Source organism: Nitrospinota bacterium (assembly GCA_016235255.1).
Taxonomy (GTDB): Bacteria; Nitrospinota_A; UBA7883; order UBA7883; family JACRLM01; genus JACRLM01.
Genome location: JACRLM010000014.1, coordinates 1 through 22,113, shown reverse-complemented (window position 1 = coordinate 22,113; position 22,113 = coordinate 1). Strand labels below are relative to the sequence as shown.

Here is a 22,113-nt window from a genome sequence, read left to right as displayed (position 1 = left end):
CAGGTTGAGGAAAGTGAGCGGTTATAAACACCTGCCAGAACTGCGTGAGATCATGAAACGGGCTCTGGCGGGGAAGATAATGGTGAAAGCGGCGTGACGGTCATGCCGGGAGTTTCAACTAAAAAAGGGATTGACTCTGTTGCTCCGCTGTATTGCCTCAAGCGTCGGCTCATTGAGGGACTGCAGGGAATTGCGGTAGAGGATCGAATCGGGCTTCAACTTCAATATCGCCTCCGTCACAAGGGCGGGCTTGTTCTTTCCTGTGGAGCAGATGATGAACATGGGGAAGCCGTATTTGTCCTGGGCCTCCCGTATCACGCCGATGGTGTCCATGTCCCGTTCGTACATCGCCAGGTTGGAGTCGGCGATGCTAAGGGTCTTGATGTCAACACCGCGCTCCCGGATTTTCCGGGAGATGTACATCACCTCCGCGCGGACGCGCTCATGGCTGTAATGTCTCACCCGCTTGTTGTTCCTGCGCCCCTGCTGGCAATACGCGCACTGGAAAGGGCAGCCGCGCGCGGTCTCTATCAGCGGATGCTCCCCGTCCGTGAAAAACCGGTCGAACCTGCCGGAAAGGTACGGGGATGGTATATCGTCCAATGTGGCGCCGCCGGTTTCACCCGGTTTTGCGTCGGCGGTCTCGTTTTCCGTGTCCCAAATTCCGTCAATCACCTTATCGCCAACAAGACTGATTGCGCTGGGGATACGCTCCCGGCGGACCGCAAACCTGTCCTTTGTTTCCAGAAATTTTTTTACGATCGCAACGGCGGCCAGTTCCCCTTCATGCAGAACTATTTTGTCGATGAAGCTGTTTGCCTTCAGAAACCCGATGAGCGCCACCCGGTCATTGCTTAAGTTTGGACCGCCCATGACTATGAGCATGTCCGGATAATTACGGCGCGCCTTGGCGGCGAAGGCCAGAGAAAGCCGCTCGTTCCAAAGATAGTTGGAAAGCATCAGCGCATCGGGCGGTTCGCTTTTGACGCATGCCGACAGTCCGGCCGGGTCCTTGAATATCCTGACCTTGATCTGCGCGTCGAATTCCTGCGCCAGCGCCTCCGCCAGGCAGCCGGCGGCGAGTGGGAAGCTGCGGTTCTGGTTCACCCCGTTGGACCGGTGGGTCAGCTGCGCAATATAAATCAGCATATTCATCCTATCCCCGCGGCGTCATACGGCAAAGCCGGACAGGTAGATCACCTGCTTGTGCCTTGCCGTCATGTTTTGCATGAAATCGTCCAGGAAATCGTAGCTAAGCCCGTTTGCGAACTTGTTTAACCAGTCGGAGAACAGCCCGAAATAGTCCAGGATGTCGGCGTCCGGCCTGCCGAAATGCTTTCTGCCGTAAACAGGATCGTCCATGAGAAGGTTGAACAGGTGCGTGTACGGGTAAAGTATCAGGAACCCCAGCCCAACGCTTACCACATGCTTGTACTCAAGCAGCGCCTCGATGTTCCGCTCTATTTGCGAGTATGTTTCACGGGTCTCCCCCGGCCACCCCATGATGCAGGATATGTAAAAATTCAGCCCGGTGGACTCGGTCTTCTTGAGCAGCCTGTGCAGGTCCCGCAGGGAGTTGAGCGATTTGCCGGTGTACTTTAATCCCGGCTCGGAAAGCGATTCGAGCCCCAATAGCAGGTCGGTGTACCCCGCGCCCCGCACAAGCTCCGGCAGGCCGTCCCGCAGAAGTTCGTTTATCCTCGCGTTATTGTAGATGGGTGTTTTGTAGTCGGCGGGGGTGAGGGCCTTGAGCGCGAGCAGGCATTCCCTGTTGGGCAGGTCGTCGTTGCATTCGCGAATGAAGATGTTGCCGCCGAACCGCGCCGTGGCGTCAAATCGCTCCGCCGAAATGCGCTCGGCCCTTTTCACCGGATCGTACGTCTCCATCCTTTCAACGGTGCAGAACGTGCACGGCTTGGGCTTGGCGCATCCCTTGATCCCCCTCACGCTCACGTATCCCCTGGAATCGTTCTGCTTGTATATCTTTTTCGCCCCCTGCCACTTGCGGAAGAACGGCTCGTGGTCTATAAGCCCGTTTATCAACGGCAGTTCCTCATAATTGACCGGCTCCGCCGGATTTTTATGGATCGCGCCATTCTCCAGATAGATGATTCCCGGCACGTCCGAAAGGGGCTTGCCCTCGATGAGCGCGAGCATGGCCACTTCCCCATAGGAGGGGACGCATATGGCGTAAGGGCGGTATTGCAGGATCAGCTTCCAGCTTATCTGGGCGTGCGGCCCCCCCACCACAACCCGAAGACCTCTTGCGTGGGCGTACTCCATGATCCGCACGGAGTTTTCGTACGACAGCGAGGTGATATGCACCCCGATGACCGTTTCCCCGCCGGCCTTGTCTATCAATTCATATATTGTTTCCTTTTCCTCCAGGTCCTCGTAGAACACCCTGATTTCGCGCTTCCCCTTTTCCCGCGCGTACAGCTTGATATATTCCACGCCGATCACCGGCAGGATGGAGGACAACGCCACGATGCCCGGCGTGCTGTGCCGTTTGTCCACTCTCGGAATGACAATCAACGCGTCAGGCATGTGGGCCGCTCCTTGTGAAAATTACTACCGCACAAATCCCGATATATAGTTGATCCGCGGGTCCATCGAGCATATGCCGCCTAAAATGGACTCGATGGCGTCCAGCTTCAGGCCGTCCGAAAAGCGGGCCAGCCAGTCGGAGAACAGCTCGCTATAGTCCAAAACCTCGCTGCGCCCAAGATGTTTTTGCGCCATTCCAGGCTCTTGCATCAACTTCAAGTAAAATTCCGTGTCCGGATACAGTAAAAGACACCCTATGGCAATCCCCTTTATATGATCGTACTTGAGCAACTCCTCGATGTTCCTTCGCGCCATCTCCAGAGTTTCCACCGATTCGCCGGGCCAGCCAAGAATTCCGGATATGTAAAAAAACATGCCCGACGACCGGGTCTTTTCCAGCAGCGCCTTTAGCTGATGGAAGGATTTGGCGGGTTTGCCCATCACGTCGTATGACGCGCCGCTGAAAGATTCAAGCCCCAGCAGTAAGTGCGTGTACCCCGCCTTTCTCACAAGTTCCGCCTTCTTTAGCACCGGGGCGATCCTGGCGTACACGTACACCGGCGAGTCATGCCCGGTTTGGGCGAGCCGGCCCAGCTCCTCCAGGCATTCGGTGTTCGGAAGGTCGTCGCTGCACTCCCTGATAAAGACCGATTCGCCGAAACGCCCGGCGGCGTCCATGCGCTCCATGAATATCTGCCTGGCGCGCACCACAGGGTCATACGACTCCATACGCTCCACCGAGCAGAACGCGCATTGCTTCGTCTTGGCGCACCCCTTAACACCCCTTATGCTCACCCCGCGGCTTCCGCCGTTCTGGTAAAGAGAGCCGCTGGCGGCGTCCCATCTTTTGAAGAAAGGCTCATAATCTATTGTTGTGTTGATCATGGGCAGTTCTTCATACTGGACGTTGGCGCCGGGATTTTGCCTAATTCCTCCCGGCCCAACGAAGGCAAGGCCGGGCGCCTTATCGAGCGGTTCATCGTTGAGCAGCGCCAGGAACGCCTCCTCCCCCGATGAAGTGACGCACAGCGCGTATGGCCTGCGCTCCAATATCATCCGCCAGGCGGAGCGTATGTGCGGGCCTCCCAACACCACCCGCATCTCCCGGGCGCGGGCGATGTTCATGATGCGCGCGGCGGCGCCGTATGAAAGGGAGGTGACGCTTATGCCGATCAGGGTATCGGGCGGGGCCTGCGCCACCATGGAGTAGATGTCAACCCCGGGGTCCACGTCATCATAGATCACCCGCACATCGTGCCCACCCTTTACCTGGGCGTACAGGCGCACATATTCCGGGCCCAGCCAGGGCAAAATTCCGGACAACAGCCGCGCGTCCGCCGTGTAATAGCGGTCATCCACCCTGGGGACAAAAATAAGGCCCTTCGCCATGATCTGTTTATTGACCCTCCGAGCGTGCCATATCCATGGGAACCGCCCCGGCCGGGCGGCGCACTTACTAAATTACAATACTATTGTTCATCTAGTATCAGACCATGCAAGTATTCATATTTTTTCTTATTTTTGTCAAGCAAATATTTTAAGCAAGAGCGTTTGGCGGCTGGAAAGTGACGCCTGGCTGATCAGGGAAAACGGCTTTGGAGAATCAGTTGCGCCGCGACATGCGCAACGGGGGATGGCTTGAAAAGCTTCTTACTTTGCGTCCTTCATCTTGCGCAGGACTTCTTCGAGCTCCGCGAAAGTGGGCTTTACGTTGGAAGGGATGACGCGGCGGCCAAACTCGATGGCTATCTGGGCCGGTTCGCCGCCGACGAAGGCCACCATCGTCTCTTTAATCACCCGCAGGAACTGCCCCTCGGCCGCCGCCAGATGCTCCAGCTTCTTGGCCATGGGGCCGACGAACCCGTAGCTCATAAGGATGCCAAGGAACGTGCCCACAAGGGCCGCGCCTATGCTGTGGCCCAACACCTCCGGAGGCTCGCTCATCTTCTGCATTGTGATCACCACGCCGAGCACCGCCGCCACGATCCCAAGCCCCGGCAGCGAATCGGCCACGAAGGTGACGCTGTTGGCCGACACCATCATCTCGTCGTGATGCGTGTCCAGTTCCGTGTCCAATAGCTGCGAAAGCTTGCCAGAGGCGATCTTCGTTGTGGTGACCACCCGGAAAGTGTCGGTGATGAAATACAGCGCGTGATGGTCGTGCAGGATGATGGGGTATTTCCTGAATATATCGCTGCTCTGGGGCTTTTCTATGTGCGACTCGATGGAGGCCAGCCCGTCCTTGCGGATTTTCTGGAAGAACTCGTTCAATAGCTGCAAAAGCTGTATGTAATCCTTCTTGGAATGGGTCTTCCCGCCAAAAACGTTCTTCAATCCCCCCATCACCGCCTTGATCACGCTCATCGGCGAGGCTATGAACATGGCGCCAGCCGCCGCCCCGCCGATTATCACAAGCTCGGCGGGCTGGAGCAGAAGCGCAAGGTTTCCGTGCTCCATCAGGTAGCCCCCGATGACCGCCACGAAAACACCGATTATCCCAAGTATTGCGACCATAGTTATAGACCGTCAGCGGTTATAAGGCCAGGAAATGATTGTGTAACACGATGTTTCGTTTCCCGTGGACCCGAAACAACTGGCAAGGCCTGCAACGGCAAGGTTATTACACTGGATTGAAGCCACATCATACAATTCACTCTGTCAAATACACCTTTTTCAACGGAGGTGACAAATTATAGCAATCCGGCGGATATTTCAAGTTAATTTTTCAACCTTATTATAGCCGGTACACATGGAATCAAACCGAAAGATCGCGGTTGTCATACGAGGTATGGCGCTCCTCCAAAACCGATTGAACGCGCCCTCCCCTTCTGGTATCGTTGAGCGAAGTATCGGCAGGTTTCTTGTAAAGACGTGAACGGCGGGTCAAAAGCGCCCGCGTGGTCTTTAAAAACTCGCTTGGGGGGGAAATGCCATGGCCCTTTTCGACAAAATCCGCGGCGAATTCATTGATATCGTCGAATGGATAGACGACACAGGCAACACGCTGGTCCACAGGTTTGAGCGGCTGGACAACGAAATAAAGTACAACGCCAAGCTTGTGGTGCGCGAGGGGCAGGCGGCGGTGTTCATAGACCAGGGAAAGATCGCGGACGTGTTCTATCCGGGGATGTACACACTGGCCACGGAAAACCTGCCGATCCTATCCACCCTCAAGGGGTGGAAATACGGTTTCCACAGCCCGTTCAAGGCGGAGGTCTATTTCTGCTCCACGCGGCAGTTCACCTCCCTTAAGTGGGGGACGCCGGGCCCGTGCACCATGAGGGACAGGGAATTTGGCGCGGTGCGCGTCACCGCCTTCGGGATATATTCGATAAAGGTGAAGAACCCCGCCATATTCATCCGGGAGATAGTGGGGACGGACGGCAATTTCACCACCGAGGCGATAGAGGACAACCTGCGCGGCAAGATCGGGCTTCGGATAAAGGAAGTGATGCCGGAGATGGGAGTGCCGGTGCTCGACCTTGAAAGCAAGGTGGTGACCCTCGGCGGGATACTGAAAGATAAAATCGCCCCCGGCTTCGAGGGATTCGGGCTGGAGGTGACGGAAGTGCAGGTGCAGGACATCGGGCTGCCCGAGGAAGTGGAGGCGGCCATAGACAAGGCGGGCGCCATGCGCGCCGTGGGGGACATGAAAACCTTCACCCAATACCAGACGGCAAGCTCCATACCCGACGCGGCGAAAAATCCCGGGGGTCTTGCGGCGGCGGGGGCCGGTGTGGGGATGGGGTTTGCCATGATGAACCAGATGACCCAGGCGGGCGGCCTGCCCGGAATGCAGGGAGGGACGGCGCCTCCCCCGTTGCCAGGCGCGGCGGCGGCATTTTACCTGGGCCTTGGCGGCAAACAGGCCGGGCCGTTTGACATGGCGGCGCTGGCCGAATACGTGAAGGCAGGCCAGTTGAACGCTGAAACGCTGGTGTGGAAACAAGGGATGGCAAACTGGGCCCCCGCGGGGCAGGTGGCGGAGCTTATGGGACTGCTCGCCCAGACCCCGCCGCCGTTGCCGGGGAGTTGACATCCTCGTAGCATCGGCGACACGCAGGCGATTGCCGCATTAGACAGTGGTCAGCCGGGGCAATCAACGCATCTTGCCGGAATCGGCGCTTTGATGCAAAATGACGTTGGACTGCGTCAATATCAAATTGGATACAGGAAAATGGAATTGAACGCTCTGCTGAAAAAAGCCTCCGCCGGGAAAAAGCCTGTCGTGATCTCCGTGGACGGCAAAAACATAGGCGCGATTATTTCCATGGAAGAACTCAAGCTGCTGAGAAAAATACGGCGTGTTGAGGAAGACCGGGCCGACCTGAGAATTGCGAGGAAGGCAAAAAAAGAAAAGGGAGGAGTGACGCTGGCCCGGTTCAAAAAACAGTTGGGCCTCGACTGATGCCATATACGGTGGTCTTGAGGCCGCCGGCCCAGCGGGCGATCAAGAAATTACCGAATGAAATCCAGTCCAGGATCATCAAAAAGATAGAATCGCTTGAATCAAATCCGCGCCCACCCGGTTGCGAAAAAATCGCCGGGGCCGAAAACCTCTGGCGCGTCAGGACCGGTGATTACAGGATTCTTTATGAAATAGTGGAATGACCATTTTTATAGTCCACACCGCTCACCGCAAGGATGTTTACAGGAGGTTTTAGGCGTTAAGCTGCCCCCCCGGAGCGCTGGCGACTCCTTTGGGTGCTATCCGGGGTGTTTAAGCGAACAAGCGCGTCACCCCGGACTTCTTGCGTCATGCTTAAAGGACGCCGGGGTGACCGCCCTTCGGGCTACAACACTCCGGCGAGCGTTAGAATAATCATCCTGGCTGCGGCAATGCCGCTTCGATGGCGGCGTTCAGAAGGAAAAACCGCGCCCAATAAAACATCGGTAACGAAACGCCATAGTTCTTTTTCGGTATATCGCGGTATTGAGCCGCGCCATACCGATTGCGGGCAAGATGCCCGCGCTCCCAAAGGAAAAAACCCATTGTCGAAAATGATTTTCTGCTTCCCCGTGGTCGCTGACCACGGATTCCTAAAGCGAGGAGAACCGTGGTCGGGCCGGGCTGTTGCCCAAAAGGTAAAACACACGAAACGAACGCTGTCACCCCGGACTCTCATGCCGCCGTATACGAAGATGCCCGCGCTCCCGAAGAGGGTTATTCGCCCCTCGACAGGCTCGGGGTGACATATAGATGAAAAATCGTTTGCCCCCTCCCCGAAGCCCCCTCCCCTCAAGGGAGTGGTGAAGGACACCCATGGACAGCGGCGCAATAATGCCGTGGTCAGCGACCACGGGGTAGCAAGGATAGTGTCCCAATGACACTTTAGACAGCCCCTTCTATCCCCCCTCACCCCACCGCAAGGTCCAGCGCTTCGCTCACTGTCTCCACCGCCGCAAGTTCCATCTTCCCGGGGGCGGAGATGCTGACGCGGGTCTTAGGTATTATCGCGCGGTCAAAGCCGAGCTTGGCCGCTTCCACCACACGCTGTTCTATCATCGGCACTGCGCGTATCTCGCCGCCAAGCCCCACCTCCCCTATCACCACCGTGCGGGAGTCCACCGCCACGTCCCGGAAACTTGAGACTATCGAGGTTATCACCCCCAGGTCCACCGCGGGCTCCTCTATGCGCACACCGCCGGCAAGGTTTACGAACACGTCCTCCCCCATGATGTGGTATCCGGCCCGTTTCTCTATTATCGCAATCAATATCGCCACCCGGTTCGGGTCCACCCCCACGCACGTCCTGCGCGGCGCCGGGTAATTGGTGGAGGTGACAAGCGCCTGTATCTCCACAAGCAGCGGCCGCGTGCCGTTCACGCACGCCACCACCACGCTGCCGGAGACCGCGCCGGGCTTGTCGGATATGAATATCTCCGACGGATTGGCGATCTCCATGAGCCCCTGGCTTTTCATCTCGAACACGCCGATCTCGTTGGTGGAGCCAAAACGGTTTTTCACCCCGCGCAATATGCGGAACGGGCTTCCTTTCTCCCCCTCGAAATAAAGCACCGTGTCCACCATGTGCTCCAACAATCTTGGTCCGGCTATGGCGCCGTCCTTTGTGACGTGGCCGATCAAAAACATCGGAATGCCGCTTTTCTTGCACAGCGCCAAAAGCCTCCCGGCCGCTTCGCGCACCTGCCCCACGGTGCCGGGGGCGGAGGGTATCTGGTCGGTATATATGGTCTGTATGGAGTCCACAATCACAAGCGACGGGCGCAGGTTGGACACGCGCCGTTCGATCTCCTCCACCTGCGTCTCCGGCAGGATGAACAGGTTTTCGGATATGCACCCCAGCCGTTCGCCCCGCATCCGTATCTGCGCCGGGGACTCCTCGCCTGAAACGTACAGCACAGGCGCGATCTTCGATATGGCCCCGGCCACCTGTAACAGAAGCGTGGACTTTCCGATCCCCGGATCACCGCCGACCAAAGAGAGCGAGCCTGTGACGATGCCGCCGCCGAGCACCCGGTCCAGCTCGCCTATGCCTGTGGGGAACCTGTCCCCCTCGTCGTTTTCCACGGCGGATATGGGGATGGGATCGTTGGCGCCCGAATCTACCCACCGGCGATGGGCGTGTGTGCCGGTGGACTGGACGGGGCGTTCCTCGCTAAACGTGTCCCACTGGTTGCATGAGGGGCATTTACCCAGCCATTTGCCGCTTTGATGCCCGCATGACTGGCAGATGTAAACAAGGGAGGACTTTGCCATTGGCGGCGTTTATTCGGAAGGTTTGGCGGCCTTGGCCGCCTCCGCGTCTTTCTGCCGTTTTTCAAGGATGCGTTTAAGCAGCCGGGACGGCTCTTTTTTCTCTTCCTTGGCCTGCTCGGTCTTGGGTGGAGTTTTCTGCTCCCCCGGTTTTCCGGCTTCGGCCGCCGGGGCGGGCTCCCCTTTTTTCCCTTTGGGGACTACTTTGTGGAACACATTGTCTCCGGACTGCCCTTCGGCCGGTTTTCCAGTGCTTTCAAAAAACGCCCACACCACCTGAAACTCGTAACCGGCCACGTCCTCCGGCCGCATGTTTATTTCCCGCTCAATCGCGCCAATCTCCGCCGCCTTCAGTTTGCCCTTCGGCGCTCCCCCTTCGTAAGGGATGGAAAGGGGTTCGAGCTTCGCTCCGTCGGGCTGATAGATCACCACGTCCAGCCGCACACCCTCCACCGGGTAGTCGAAATTGTTTTTCACCGAAGCCTTTACGATGGCAAGGCCTGTCTCGGAGTTGAGTATTTCGATGGCGTTGCCCACCACTTCAAGCCCCCCCTTGGCCCGGTCTTTTGCGCCATTGGCGGCTGGCTCCTGAGGCTTTGTTTCCGCGGCAGGGGCCTCCTCGGCTTCGGGGACATCTCCGTTGTAAACGGCCTTTTCCTTGGTGGCGGTCTTGGGGGCTTTGTATGGATCGTTCCCAAAATGGGTGACACCCTGCTCGTCCACCCATTTATAAATGCTCTGCGCGTTGGCAGGAAGCGAGTTGGACGCCAGTGCGGCGGCCAGCGCCACGATGACGGCAAAATAAGTTCCGGTTTTCATAAGCGCTTATTATATCAGAATATTGGAGGTTGTTGGCGCTGACGGTCATCTCCACGTGATTATCCCTCCAGAACCACGTTTACAACCACCGTCCGACTGTAACCACATGAAAAATGTGGTATTATTGTCCAGATAGAACTTGCAGGGTGGGTTTTAGGCTTTGATACGTCCTGAATTCATCATTGAAGAGCTTCGAAAGAACATCCCGGACGCCGATCTGGAGATGGTGTGGCGGGCCTATGCCTTCGCCGCCAGGTGCCACAAGGGGCAAAAGCGCGTTTCCGGCGAACCGTACCTAAACCACCCCCTGGAAGTGGCGTATATCCTCTCCAAAATGAAGCTCGACCACGTGGCCGTCACCGTTGGGCTGCTCCACGACACCGTGGAGGACACCTTCGCCTCCCCCGACGAGATAAGAAGCCTTTTCAACGACGAGGTTCTAAGCCTTGTGGACGGGGTGACGAAGATTTCGCAGATAGAGTCCGCCGCCATGGACAAGGAAGAGCGCCAGGCGGAGAACATGCGCAAGATGATCCTGGCCATGAGCAAGGACATCCGGGTGATCCTGATAAAACTTGCCGACCGGCTGCATAACATGCGCACGCTGGACTACTTAAAGCCCGAAAAACAGCGCAAAATAGCCCAGGAGACACTGGACATCTACGCCCCGTTGGCAAACCGGCTCGGCATCGGCTGGATAAAATCGGAACTGGAGAACGACAGCTTCAAGTATATCTGGCCCAGGGAGTTCAACGAGATAAAGCACCACGTGGAGGCGGTGGAGGCGGAGCGGGAAAAATATATCGCAAACCTGGTCTCAGAACTCACCGCAAAACTCGCCACCGATGGGATAACCGTGGAGGTGAAGGGGCGGCCCAAGCATTACTATTCCATTTTCGCCAAGATGCGGCGCCAGAAAATCCCCCTTGACGAAGTCTATGACCTTTTGGGGGTGAGGGTGATAACCAACGCCGATGATGACTGCTACACCGTGCTGGGGGTGATCCACGGGATGTTCAAGCCGATCCCCGGCAAACTGAAGGACTATATCGCCCTGCCCAAGGCGAACATGTACCAGAGCCTGCACACAACGGTGCTCGGCCCCGGGGGCAAGCCTGTGGAAATCCAGATACGCTCCCGGCGCATGAACTCGGTGTGCGAGGAGGGGATCGCCGCCCACTGGCGCTACAAGGAAGGGGGCGGCAAGGAGAAAAAGGGGGACGACCAGATAGTATGGCTGCGCCGGCTGCTCGAATGGCAGCAGGACGTTTCCGACCCCCGGGAATTCCTGGAAAAGGTGAAGATAGACCTTTTTCCGGACGAAGTTTACGTGTTCACCCCCAAGCAGGAAGTGCGCCCGTTCCCGCGCGGCGCCACGCCGATAGACTTCGCGTACGCCATCCACACCGACGTGGGGAACCATTGCATCGGCGCGAAGATAAACGGCAAGCTCGCCCCGCTGCGCTACGAGCTCAGGAACGGCGACATAGTGGAAATCCTCACAAGCGTCCAGCAGCACCCCTCGCGCGACTGGCTGAAGTTCGTGAAGACCTCCAAGGCCCGCACGAAAATAAGCGCGTACTTAAAGCAGGTGGAAAAGCAGCGCGCCCTGGCCCTGGGCCGCGAGCTTCTGGAGAAGGAAATCGCCGGGTACGGCCTTTCGCCGCAGACTTACATGGAGGAAATTTACCTTCTTCCCGCGGCGCAGTCGGTGGGATACATGTCCCTGGAGAGCATGCTTATCGCCATCGGGCTTGGCAGCCTGAAGCTTTCCCATGTGCTGCTGAAGATCCTCCCGAAAGAGGCGCTTCTCGAAAGGGAGCGCAAGGCGGACGCGGGAGCCCTCAAAAAGATAGAGGAAAAAGCCCCGGCGCGCCCGGCGCGCTTCACCGGAGTGCGGATACAGGAAATGGACGACGTTCTCATCAAGTTCGCCCAATGCTGCAACCCCGTGCCGGGAGACGCGATCAAAGGTTTCATCTCCCGGGGGCGGGGCCTTGTGGTGCACACGGCGGACTGCCCCAACGCAATAAACCTGGGGCTGGACTCTGAGCGCTGCGTGGAGGTGGAGTGGGACGTGAAAACGGTGTCCACCCATTCGGTGATGATATCGGTGGTGACCGAGGACAAGCCGGGCATGCTGGCCAACGTTTCGGCAGTGATAGCCGACAACGGATCGAACATCAGCGAGGCGAACATACAGACCAGCCCGGACAACAGGGGCCGGATATACCTCACCATCGGCATCCACGACCTTTCGCACCTTCGCAAGATCATGAGCGCGCTGATGCGCCAGGCGGGGGTGATCAGCGTGGAGCGCATCCGCGACCGCAACGCCATCAAACCCAAGGACCGGCGGCCCCGGGGAAGGGCATAGGCGGCAGAACGCCAAAACAGCGTAAAAATCAGGGGGCGCCACTCACCTTCACTTTTTACTTATTCCCTTGTTTTTTCTTGTCTATTTACCCGCCAATTTATATATAATTTAAACTTGTTGGCGGGGAGCCCGCCTCCAGGGTGTTAAAAGGGGTGAAAAAAACGCGGACTGCTGGACATTTGGCGGGAGCGGGAATCACATGCCGCTGGCATACTAGGGGTTTAGAAGAGGTTAGCAAATGAGACGAGCCGAACTGGACCACGTACTAGAGACGATGCTCAAAAGCCATGACAACGTCTCGGACCTGAACATCACCGTGGGCAAGGCGCTGCAGGTGGAGTCCTCCGGCGTGCTCGTGGACGTGGAGACCAAGCCTCCCATCTGGAAACTCACCCCGTACCAGACAGAGATGATCGCGCTGAACATCATCGGCTCCGACCACAGGCTTTTGAAAAACCTGCTGGTGAACGGCTCGGCGGACACATCGTATTTCGTGGGGGACCTGGCCCGGTTCCGCGTGAACATATTTTCCCAGCGCAACACATACTCGCTGGTGCTCAGGAAACTGGAGACGATAATCCCTTCGATAGACGACCTTAAGCTCCCAGCTATCTTCCACAAGATATCGGAGGAGAAAAACGGCCTGGTGCTGGTGACGGGGGCCACGGGATCCGGCAAGACCACGTCGCTGGCCGCGATGCTAGACGTTATCAACGTGAAAAAGTCGATCCACGTGGTCACGCTGGAGGACCCTGTGGAGTTCATGCATCCGCACAAGAAGGCCACGTTCAACCAGCGCGAACTGGGCAAGGACTTCGACGCGTTCGCCAGCGGGCTTCGCGCCGCGCTGCGCCAGGCGCCCAAAGTGATCCTGGTGGGCGAAATGCGCGACCGGGAGACGGTGGAGATCGGCATGTCCGCCGCGGAGACCGGGCACCTTGTGATGAGCACCCTGCACACGGTGGACGCCGGGCAGACGATAAACCGCATCGTGGGCATGTTCGACCTTGAGGAGGAAAAGCTCATCCGCATCCGCCTGGCGGAGACTATCCGCTGGATCGTGTGCCAACGGCTGCTGCCCAAGGCTGGCGGGGGGCGCGTGGCGGCGTTTGAAGTCATGGGGAGCAACCTGCGCGTGAAGGACTCCATCCTCAACGGAGAGTCCGAAGGGAAGACTTTCTACGACATCATCACGGCGGCGGAGCCATTCGGCTGGCAGACTTTCGACAAGAGCATAACCGACCTTTACGCCCAGGGGCAGATCACCGAGGAGACGGCCATGGCCTACGCATCCCGCAAGCCGATAGTGGGCCGGAACATAGACATGCTAAAGAGCAAGCGCGGCCAAGCCACCACGGACATAGACAGCCTTGCCATGGACGAGGACTATGAAAAAGACGCCATGGGCGTGATGCGCAAGAAGAAGAGGTGATTTGATATGAAAGTGACATGCCCATCCTGCCAAAAAGGGATAAACATCCAGGACGACAAGCTGCCGCCGGGCAAGACCGTCAAGTTCAACTGCCCGTTCTGCAAGAACCTGATAACCACCCGGCGCGAGCTGGAGGAAGGAAGCGCAGGCGCAGGCGCCGGGGGCCTTCCGGACCTGGGGGGCGTTCCGGAATCGACACCGTCCACATTCCACCTCGACGAGACGCAGAATGTGCCCATCGCCAACTTCGGCGGGGGCGGCGGGGGCATCCCGGAGCTATCCGACGCGTTCGAGGACGAGATGGACATCCTCGAAGAAGGGACGGCCCGGACCCTTCTGGCCGACACGGAAAACGCGGAGAGGCTCACGCTTGTGCTCAAAAAGATGAACTACCTCGTAACGGCGGTGAAGACCGCGGACGAGGCGCTGCGCAAGCTCCAGTTCAACAAGTACGAGTTCATAATCGTCAACGAGCGTTTCGGCGGGCAGGACCCGGCCAACAACCCGGTGCTCAAGTACATCGAGCCTTTGACCATGGACTTGAGGCGGCACATGTTCGTGGCGCTCATAGGAAAGAACTTCAAGACGCTTGACGCCTTGATGGCGTTCGCGAAAAGCGTCAACATCGTGGTCAACGAGGCGGACTTCTCCAACCTGGAGCTGATATTCAAGAAGGCGTACAACGACAACGAGACGTTCTACAGGGCGTTCAAGAAGGCGATGGTGGAGACCGGCAAGGAATGACCCTTGCGGCGATAGAACCGGGACGATCCATAAGGAAAAAGGAAGATGCCTGTATTCCAGTACAAGTTTGAGACCAAGGTCGGTACGCAGACCGGCGAGGTGGAGGCGGAAAACCTCGAAGCGGCCAAGGCGATGCTCGCCAAGCAGAAGATCAAGCTTAAGTCCATCAAGGCCAAGGGGAAGGAAATCGCCCTTTTTTCCAGCGGGCCGAAGGTCAAGGACATAGTCATCTTCACCCGCCAGTTCGCCACCATGATAAGCGCGGGCCTGCCGCTGGTGCAGTGCCTGTCGATCCTCGGCAACTCGGTGGACAACAAGGGATTCGCCAGGATGATTTTGGACATCAAGGCCAAGGTCGAGTCCGGCGAGACATTCGCGGACGCGCTTCGCAAGCACCCGAAGACCTTCGACGAGCTGTTCACCAACATGATAGAGGCCGGGGAGGTGGGCGGTATCCTCGACAAGATACTGGACCGGCTGGCCGCCTATATGGAAAAGGCGATGGCCCTGAAAGGGAAGATCAAGGCGGCGCTGGTGTACCCGTCAATCATCGTCACGGTGGCCATAACCGTGGTGGTGTTCCTGCTGGTGTTCGTCATCCCGATGTTCGGCAAGATGTTCTCCGACTTCGGCGGGAAGCTTCCGATGCCCACACAGATAGTGATCGTCGCCTCGGACTTCGTCATCACATACTGGTACGCCGTGGGCTTTATTCCAGCCGGCATTATCACGGCGTTCATCTACATCAGGAAAAACGACAAAGGCAAGCTTTACACAGACCGGCTTTTCATAAAGCTGCCGGTCATCGGCAACCTGATACAGAAAGTGGCCGTGGCCAAGTTCACCCGCACCATGGGCACGCTCATATCATCCGGCGTGCCGATCATAGAGGGGCTGAACATAACCGCGAAGACGGCCGGCCAGAAGGTGATCGAGATGGCGGTGCTCAACATAATAGACGACATCAAACAGGGCAAGGGGCTCGCCGAGCCGCTAAAGGAGCAGGGGGTGTTCCCGCCGATGGTGGTGCAAATGATCGAAGTGGGCGAGCAGACCGGCGCCCTGGACGCGATGATGAACAAGATCGCGGACTTCTACGACGAAGAGGTGGACACGGCGGTGGAGGGGCTCACCTCCATGCTCGAACCGATGCTCATGGTGTTCCTGGGCATCGTGGTGGGCTTCGTGGTCATCGCCATGTACATGCCAATATTCAAGATGGGCGAAGTGGTTGGATAGGAGGCCCCTCTTACAGGCCCCGCCGCCGGGCGGCGGGGTCCGCCGGGGGCGGATGGACCCATAAATGCGGGACGCGAATCCGGATCAGGCTGTATCCGCCAACCATGGACGGGGCCAGGCGGGAGTAAATGTCCTGCTGGCGGCAAGGCTGGCGGTGATCTCGTTCTTCATGGGGCTGGTGGTGTTCTACCAGGCCAAATACGGCTCGCTTCTGATGGCCACCCGCACGCTGCTTCCCATGGCGGCGGCCTACCTGGTCTCGATAATCTATTCCATCTTCGCGCGGCGCGTGAAAAACGTGGGGCGCTTTATCCTCGCCCAGTTCCTTGTGGACGTGGCCATCATCACCGGCGTCATCCACTTTACCGGAGGGGCGGACAGCCCCTTCTCGTTCCTGTATATCTTCGTGATAATCGGCGGGGCGATTTTCCTGTCGAAGGGGAGGACATACGTCATAGCCTCCGCCGCCTCTGTGGCGTACGGACTGATCCTGGACCTGGAGTTCTTCGAAATAACCCACCCGTACCATTTATTTCCCCCGATCTACGAGGAAGTGAATCCTGGATACATCTTCATGAAGGCGGTGATGAACATCACCGTCTTCTACCTTGTGGCGTACCTGAGCGCGTACCTGACCGGGCTTTTGAGCAAGTCCGACCAGCAGCTCATCAAGCAGAGCCGGGACTTCACGCTGCTCAAGGCCTTTCACGAAAACGTCATCGAGAACATGGGAAGCGGATTTATCGCCGTGGACATGGGGCTGACCACCCTGTCCCACAATCCGGCCGCCGAACGGATACTCGAACTTGGGCCGGAAGAAATCCGCCACAAAAGGCTCGACCATATCATCGGCCTTCCGGCGCTCACGTCGCTGCTTATGAATCCGGAAAAGGCGCGGGACTACCAGGCCCCTTTCGACTGGTCGTTCATAAGCAAGGTCTCCGGCGGAGAAAAGCACCTCACCATAAACGCCAGCGAGTTCATCGCCGGGGGCGAGACGCAGGGATTTGTCATCGTGTTCCAGGACGTCACCGGCCACAAGATGATGGAACGGCAGGTGGCCAACGCCGAACGGATGGCCGCCATCGGGCGCGTGGCCGCGGGCATCGCCCACGAGATCCGCAATCCGCTCGCTTCGCTTTCAGGCTCCATCCAGATGCTCTCCGCGGACCTGGAGCCGGTGCTGGGATACGGCGGCAGGCGGCTTGTGAACATCATAATGAGGGAAGCGGACCGGCTGAACGGCATCATAAACCAGTTCCTCCAATACGCCTCGCCGCCGAAGTTAAAGCCGCAGGTCGTGGACGTAGGCGAGCTGCTAAAGGAGATGGCCACGCTCCTGCTGGCCGACCCGAGGGTGCAAGGGCGGATCGAATGCCATCGCGATATCGAGCCCGGGCTTTTCGCCAACGTGGACCCGGAGCAGTTCCGCCAGGTGATCTGGAACCTTTGCGTCAACGCCATTGACGCCATGGAAAACGGGGGGGAACTTATGGTCAAGGCGGCCCGGGCGCAAGGCGGCCCGCCGCGCAAGCCGATAGAAACAGGATCGGCCTCCGGCCCTTATATAATCATCACCGTGGAGGACAACGGAGGCGGCATCCCCCCCGACCAGCTAGACAAAATATTCGAGCCGTTCTACACGACGAAAAGCCGGGGGACGGGACTTGGGCTGCCCACGGCGAGCAAGATCGTGGAGAGCCACGGAGGAAAGATCACCGTGAGAGCAGAGCCGGAAAAGGGAACAACCTTCTCGGTTTGGCTTCCTGAAGCCCCCCTGCACTCCCACGCCGCCACGGCGTGATTTGCTGGAACGCCCGGCGTCCTCCAATGCTGCAAACCACCCTTTGATACTATGTTATAATTCCAGCCTTTCGTGAAAATTGGAGCGTGTGATGCCAGATAATTCCAGCGTCCGCAGGTCGCACAACTGCGGGGAGCTTCGCCAGGCCGATATCGGCAGGACAGTGACATTGACCGGATGGGTCCGCCGCAGGCGTGACCACGGCGGCCTTGTGTTCATTGATCTGTGGGACAGGTATGGCGTGACCCAGGTGGCGCTAAACCCTGAAACGGCCCCCAAGGCCCATGCGGTGGCCCACACGGCCCGGTCCGAGTATATCCTGCGGGTGACGGGAAAAATTTCGGCCCGGCCGGAGGGGACGGTGAACCAGAAATTGCCCACCGGCGAAATCGAGGTGTACGCCGACGACGCGCAGATACTCAATCCGTCCAAGACCCCGCCCTTCCCCATCGACGATGAGGAGACCCCCGGCGAGGCTGTGCGCCTCAAATACAGGTATCTGGACATACGGCGCGGCCCGTTGCTTTCCAACCTTTCGCTGCGCCACAGGATTTCCATGGCCACGCGCACATACCTGGACGGGCATGGATTCGTGGAAGTGGAAACGCCGATGCTCACCCGCTCAACCCCGGAGGGGGCGCGGGATTTTCTCACCCCCAGCAGGCTCAACCCGGGTCATTTTTACGCCCTCCCCCAGTCGCCCCAGCTTTTCAAGCAGCTTTTGATGGTGGCGGGGATGGACAGGTATTTCCAGATAGTAAAATGCTTCCGCGACGAGGATTTGCGGGCGGACAGGCAGCCGGAGTTCACCCAGATAGACATGGAGATGTCGTTCGTGGACGAGCTTTTGGTGCAGGAGATCTGCGAGGGGCTGATCGCAAAAATATTCGAGGCGGCAAACGGCGCCAAATTGACGACGCCGTTCCCGCGCATGACCTTTGACGACGCGATGAACAAATACGGCTCCGACAAACCGGACGTGCGGTTCGGGCTTGAGATGGCGGACGTGTCCGGCCCGGCGGGGACAGCCGAGTTCAAGGTGTTCCGCGACGCCATCGCAGGGGGCGGCACGATACGGGGCCTGGCGGTGAAAGGGGGCGCGGCCTTCTCGCGCAAGGAAGTTGACGACCTGACGCAGGAGGCCATCTCGCTGGGGGCCAAGGGGCTTGCGTGGATAAAGGTGACGGCGGAGGGATACCAGTCCCCCATCGTGAAATTCTTCAAGCCGGAAACGCTGGACGAAATAAAGAGGCTTACAAAAGCCGGGACCGGCGACCTGATGATATTCGTGGCCGACGCGAAAAAAGTGGCCCTCGACGCGCTTGGACGGCTGCGCCTTTCGCTTGGCAAAAAGCTCGGGCTGATGGACGACAAGCGGTACGAGTTCGTGTGGATCACGGAGTTCCCGCTGCTCGACTACGACGAGGAGGAGAAGCGCTATGTGGCGATGCACCACCCGTTCACCTCGCCGGTCGTCGAAGACCTGCCGCTGTTCGAGTCCGATCCGCTGAAAATCCGCGCCCGGGCGTACGATCTGGCGCTAAACGGGGTGGAAATCGGGGGCGGCTCCATCCGGATACACGACCGGGATGTGCAGAACAGGATGTTCTCCGCCCTTGGCATCGGCGACGAAGAGGCCAAGGGGAAGTTCGGATTTTTGCTGGAGGCGCTCGAATTCGGCGCCCCGCCCCACGGCGGCATCGCCTTCGGGCTGGACAGGCTCACCGCCATCCTCACCGGCTCCGAGTCCATCCGGGACGTGATAGCCTTCCCGAAAACGCAAAAGGCGTTCTGCCCGCTCACGGAAGCTCCGGCGGAAGTCTCGCCCAAGCAACTGCGGGAGCTTGGTATAAAAAGGGACCTTAGGTGATGGAGGTACGCACACGTTTCGCCCCCAGCCCCACAGGCTACCTTCACATAGGCGGGGCGCGCACGGCGATATTCAACTGGCTGTTCGCCCGCCGCCATAACGGTAAGTTCGTGCTGAGGATCGAGGACACGGACCGCGAGCGTTCAACCGATGATTCCATCAACCAGATCATCGCCGCCATGAAGTGGCTGGAAATTGATTACGATGAAGGCCCGTTCCGCCAGACGGAGCGGCAGGCGATATATCAGGAGTACCTGGACAGGCTTTTGGCCGAGGGCAAGGCTTACCGTTGCGTATGCCCGAAAGATGAGCTGGACAGGAAACGGGAAGAGGCGCAGAAGGCCGGGCGCAAACCCAAGTATGACGGGACGTGCCGGGGGAAGAACATTCCCGCCGATTGCGGCCAGCCGTTTGTGATACGGATTTCAACCCCGCAAACCGGGGCAACCATCGTTGACGATTTGCTTCGAGGGACAGTCTCCTTCAACAACGAGGAGCTCGACGACATGATCCTGGCCCGGGGCGACGGGACGCCCACATACAACTTCTGCGTGGTGGTGGACGACGCGGACATGCGGATCACCCACGTTATCCGGGGGGACGACCACCTTGCCAACACGCCGCGCCAGGTGGTGATATACAACGCGCTGGGCTTGCCGATCCCCAAATTCGCCCACGTCTCCATGATATTGGGCAAGGACAAGGCGAGGCTTTCGAAGCGTCACGGCGCCATGTCCGTCCTTGAATACCGGGACAAAGGGATTCTCCCCGCCGCGGTGGTCAATTACCTGGTGCGGCTGGGCTGGAGCCATGGCGACCGGGAGATTTTCACCCCAAGCGAGCTTAAACAGCTTTTCGACCTGGACGCCGTGGGCAAATCCGCCGCGTGTTTTGACGAGGAGAAACTTACCTGGATCAACTCGGAGTATATAAAGACGGAGCCTGTGGAGGTTATCGCGCCGCTGGTGGTTGAGATTCTAAAGAATAAAAACATCACCGCCACCGGAGATGAAGTTGGGCGGATACTGCCGATGCTCCGCCAGCGCGCCAGGACCCTTTTGGAGATGGCGGACGGCATGGCCTATTTCTTCGCGGAACATGTGGAATACCACGCGGACGCGGCGTTGAAAAACCTTACGCCGCCGGTGGCTCCAGTTCTGACCGAGCTTGGCGACCGGTTGGACGCCGCCGATTTCTCCAACCACGACACGATCGAAAGCGCTTTCAAGGCGTTTGTGGAAGAGCGCTCGCTAAAGCTTAAAGACGTGGCCCAGCCTGTGCGCGTGGCGCTGACGGGGGGGACCGTGAGCCCCGGTCTTTTCGAGGTGATGGCGGCGCTGGGAAAAGATAAATGCGTAAAGCGGATACGCAACGCGGCGGATTGGGCCGTGGAAAACCAGGGGTGATGCGGGAGGACATACGATGAGCGGGAACAGTACGAACAGGCCCATTAGCGAAGGGGCGGAAGCCGCGCTTAACGTGGTGCACACGGTGCTCGACAAGGGCGAAGTTGAGCTTGTGGACTATCTTGGCAACGATTCGGCCGTGGCCCGCGCGGCGCGCACATCGTATCAAAGAAGCGAGGGGAAGGACGCGGAGGCAGACCGCAAGCTGATATTAAGGCTTTGGAAGGACAGGCACACGTCACCTTTCGAGATGGTGTCGCTCACGTTCCGGATCCGCCTGCCGATTTTCGTGATGCGCCAGCATGTGCGCCACAGGATGGCGTCGCTGAACGAATGGTCGTTCCGCTACACCGAATGCCCGGACCTTTTCTATATCCCCCCGGTGGACGACGTGCGCGGGCAAAGCTCCGCAAACAAGCAGATGAGCGGCGCCAACCTTTCACCGGAATCCTCCGCCGAAGCGGCGAAGCTTGTGGATGACAGCAACAGGCTGGCGTACGGCGCCTATAAGAAGTTGCTGGAACTGGGCGTGGCGCGGGAGCAGGCGCGGGTGGTGTTGCCGGTGTCCGCCTATACCCAGATCATATGGAACATAGACATGCGCAACCTTCTGCACTATTTTTCGTTGAGGCTGGCGCCCGACGCGCAGAAGGAAATCCGCGCCTACGCCGAGGTGATGGCGGGGATAGTGGAGCGCGGCTGGCCGATGATCTGGGGGGCGTACAAAGAATCGGGAGACAAATAGAGTCCTTCGGCGCATCCACAAATGCGCCGCTTCACAATTTAACGCAACATGCGCGCTATTGCGGCCCTCACTTTTTCAGCCAGAATCAAGGCCTGTTCCGCCTCGCCTTGCGACGGATCAGGAAGTCCGGCTGGATACCTGATCTCCACCCCATATGGGGTCAAGGAAATGGCTTGCCGCAATGAATCCGCGAGTATTCCATCGACAGTCCCCACAAGGTTCAGCAATTCCTGGATATCATGCGTCTTTGGAAACTCCACCTGGCGCATAGTCAGAGTCAATCCCTTTTTTAGTTGAAACTCCCGGCATGACCGTCACGCCGCTTTCACCATTATCTTCCCCGCCAGAGCCCGTTTCATGATCTCACGCAGTTCTGGCAGGTGTTTATAACCGCTCACTTTCCTCAACCTGG

At 58.4% G+C, this 22,113-nt stretch carries 17 protein-coding genes and 1 pseudogene; 11 read left to right on the top strand and 7 right to left on the bottom strand.

What is annotated here, in order from left to right; translation table 11 throughout:
- Positions 1 to 114: 114 nt before the first annotated feature.
- From HZB29_01670 to motA, 4 genes are all read right to left on the bottom strand, one after another.
- Positions 115 to 1,155: a hypothetical protein gene (locus tag HZB29_01670; GenBank protein MBI5814300.1), complete on the bottom strand. Its 1,041-nt coding sequence runs from the start codon at positions 1,153 to 1,155 to the stop codon at positions 115 to 117.
- Between the two features lie 15 nt (positions 1,156 to 1,170).
- Entirely contained in the window at positions 1,171 to 2,547 is a 1,377-nt protein-coding gene (locus tag HZB29_01665) for a cobalamin B12-binding domain-containing protein (protein MBI5814299.1), read from the bottom strand.
- A gap of 24 nt (positions 2,548 to 2,571) precedes the next feature.
- Positions 2,572 to 3,936 (bottom strand): cobalamin B12-binding domain-containing protein, encoded by a 1,365-nt coding sequence (locus tag HZB29_01660; GenBank protein MBI5814298.1) that lies wholly within the window; start codon positions 3,934 to 3,936, stop codon positions 2,572 to 2,574.
- Between the two features lie 261 nt (positions 3,937 to 4,197).
- Complete coding sequence (gene motA / locus HZB29_01655) at positions 4,198 to 5,061, bottom strand: flagellar motor stator protein MotA (GenBank protein MBI5814297.1); 864 nt, start codon at positions 5,059 to 5,061, stop codon at positions 4,198 to 4,200.
- Positions 5,062 to 5,479: 418 nt separating this feature from the next.
- Between motA and HZB29_01650 the strand changes: the two genes are divergently transcribed.
- The 3 genes and pseudogenes from HZB29_01650 (at position 5,480) to HZB29_01640 (ending at position 7,211) form a co-directional block, all read left to right on the top strand.
- Positions 5,480 to 6,583 carry an SPFH domain-containing protein gene (locus tag HZB29_01650; protein ID MBI5814296.1) on the top strand — a complete coding sequence of 368 codons (1,104 nt, stop codon included), beginning with the start codon at positions 5,480 to 5,482 and terminating at the stop codon, positions 6,581 to 6,583.
- A 141-nt stretch (positions 6,584 to 6,724) separates the two neighbouring features.
- Positions 6,725 to 6,955, top strand: coding sequence for a type II toxin-antitoxin system prevent-host-death family antitoxin (locus tag HZB29_01645; GenBank protein ID MBI5814295.1), 231 nt, complete (start codon positions 6,725 to 6,727; stop codon positions 6,953 to 6,955).
- Positions 6,955 to 7,211 (top strand): annotated as a pseudogene (locus HZB29_01640) (type II toxin-antitoxin system RelE/ParE family toxin). Before HZB29_01645 ends, HZB29_01640 begins: the two are co-directional and overlap by 1 nt.
- 692 nt (positions 7,212 to 7,903) lie before the next feature.
- On the opposite strand, the gene radA reads toward HZB29_01640, so the two are convergent.
- Positions 7,904 to 9,268, bottom strand: a complete 1,365-nt coding sequence (gene radA, locus HZB29_01635) for a DNA repair protein RadA (protein MBI5814294.1) — start codon at positions 9,266 to 9,268, stop codon at positions 7,904 to 7,906.
- Positions 9,269 to 9,277: 9 nt separating this feature from the next.
- A complete protein-coding gene (locus tag HZB29_01630) occupies positions 9,278 to 10,084 on the bottom strand; it encodes a DUF4124 domain-containing protein (protein ID MBI5814293.1) in 807 nt (268 codons plus the stop codon).
- Positions 10,085 to 10,244: 160 nt separating this feature from the next.
- Here HZB29_01630 and HZB29_01625 point away from each other — a divergent pair, with 160 nt between their 5' ends.
- From HZB29_01625 to thyX, 8 genes are all read left to right on the top strand, one after another.
- Positions 10,245 to 12,461 (top strand): bifunctional (p)ppGpp synthetase/guanosine-3',5'-bis(diphosphate) 3'-pyrophosphohydrolase, encoded by a 2,217-nt coding sequence (locus tag HZB29_01625; GenBank protein ID MBI5814292.1) that lies wholly within the window; start codon positions 10,245 to 10,247, stop codon positions 12,459 to 12,461.
- Positions 12,462 to 12,699: 238 nt separating this feature from the next.
- Positions 12,700 to 13,893, top strand: a complete 1,194-nt coding sequence (locus tag HZB29_01620; protein ID MBI5814291.1) for a PilT/PilU family type 4a pilus ATPase — start codon at positions 12,700 to 12,702, stop codon at positions 13,891 to 13,893.
- A 6-nt stretch (positions 13,894 to 13,899) separates the two neighbouring features.
- On the top strand, positions 13,900 to 14,637 hold the full coding sequence (locus HZB29_01615; GenBank protein ID MBI5814290.1) for a zinc-ribbon domain-containing protein: 738 nt from the start codon (positions 13,900 to 13,902) through the stop codon (positions 14,635 to 14,637).
- A gap of 45 nt (positions 14,638 to 14,682) precedes the next feature.
- A complete protein-coding gene (locus tag HZB29_01610; protein MBI5814289.1) occupies positions 14,683 to 15,876 on the top strand; it encodes a type II secretion system F family protein in 1,194 nt (397 codons plus the stop codon).
- Positions 15,877 to 15,940: 64 nt separating this feature from the next.
- Positions 15,941 to 17,680 (top strand): PAS domain S-box protein, encoded by a 1,740-nt coding sequence (locus tag HZB29_01605; GenBank protein ID MBI5814288.1) that lies wholly within the window; start codon positions 15,941 to 15,943, stop codon positions 17,678 to 17,680.
- Between the two features lie 91 nt (positions 17,681 to 17,771).
- Complete coding sequence (aspS, locus tag HZB29_01600) at positions 17,772 to 19,550, top strand: aspartate--tRNA ligase (protein MBI5814287.1); 1,779 nt, start codon at positions 17,772 to 17,774, stop codon at positions 19,548 to 19,550.
- A complete protein-coding gene (gltX, locus tag HZB29_01595) occupies positions 19,547 to 20,956 on the top strand; it encodes a glutamate--tRNA ligase (protein ID MBI5814286.1) in 1,410 nt (469 codons plus the stop codon). The genes aspS and gltX overlap by 4 nt, the downstream gene beginning before the upstream one ends.
- 16 nt (positions 20,957 to 20,972) lie before the next feature.
- On the top strand, positions 20,973 to 21,701 hold the full coding sequence (thyX, locus tag HZB29_01590) for an FAD-dependent thymidylate synthase (protein MBI5814285.1): 729 nt from the start codon (positions 20,973 to 20,975) through the stop codon (positions 21,699 to 21,701).
- Between the two features lie 38 nt (positions 21,702 to 21,739).
- Here the strand turns inward: thyX and HZB29_01585 are convergent, their stop codons facing one another.
- Positions 21,740 to 21,982, bottom strand: coding sequence for a HEPN domain-containing protein (locus tag HZB29_01585; protein MBI5814284.1), 243 nt, complete (start codon positions 21,980 to 21,982; stop codon positions 21,740 to 21,742).
- Positions 21,983 to 22,113 lie beyond the last annotated feature (131 nt).

Coding starts and splice junctions, on each gene's coding strand:
- HZB29_01670 (MBI5814300.1), bottom strand. CDS start 1,155: ATGAATATGCTGATTTATATTGCGCAGCTGACCCACCGGTCCAACGGG.
- HZB29_01665 (MBI5814299.1), bottom strand. CDS start 2,547: ATGCCTGACGCGTTGATTGTCATTCCGAGAGTGGACAAACGGCACAGC.
- HZB29_01660 (MBI5814298.1), bottom strand. CDS start 3,936: ATGGCGAAGGGCCTTATTTTTGTCCCCAGGGTGGATGACCGCTATTAC.
- motA (MBI5814297.1), bottom strand. CDS start 5,061: ATGGTCGCAATACTTGGGATAATCGGTGTTTTCGTGGCGGTCATCGGG.
- HZB29_01650 (MBI5814296.1), top strand. CDS start 5,480: ATGGCCCTTTTCGACAAAATCCGCGGCGAATTCATTGATATCGTCGAA.
- HZB29_01645 (MBI5814295.1), top strand. CDS start 6,725: ATGGAATTGAACGCTCTGCTGAAAAAAGCCTCCGCCGGGAAAAAGCCT.
- radA (MBI5814294.1), bottom strand. CDS start 9,268: ATGGCAAAGTCCTCCCTTGTTTACATCTGCCAGTCATGCGGGCATCAA.
- HZB29_01630 (MBI5814293.1), bottom strand. CDS start 10,084: ATGAAAACCGGAACTTATTTTGCCGTCATCGTGGCGCTGGCCGCCGCA.
- HZB29_01620 (MBI5814291.1), top strand. CDS start 12,700: ATGAGACGAGCCGAACTGGACCACGTACTAGAGACGATGCTCAAAAGC.
- HZB29_01615 (MBI5814290.1), top strand. CDS start 13,900: ATGAAAGTGACATGCCCATCCTGCCAAAAAGGGATAAACATCCAGGAC.
- HZB29_01610 (MBI5814289.1), top strand. CDS start 14,683: ATGCCTGTATTCCAGTACAAGTTTGAGACCAAGGTCGGTACGCAGACC.
- HZB29_01605 (MBI5814288.1), top strand. CDS start 15,941: ATGCGGGACGCGAATCCGGATCAGGCTGTATCCGCCAACCATGGACGG.
- aspS (MBI5814287.1), top strand. CDS start 17,772: ATGCCAGATAATTCCAGCGTCCGCAGGTCGCACAACTGCGGGGAGCTT.
- thyX (MBI5814285.1), top strand. CDS start 20,973: ATGAGCGGGAACAGTACGAACAGGCCCATTAGCGAAGGGGCGGAAGCC.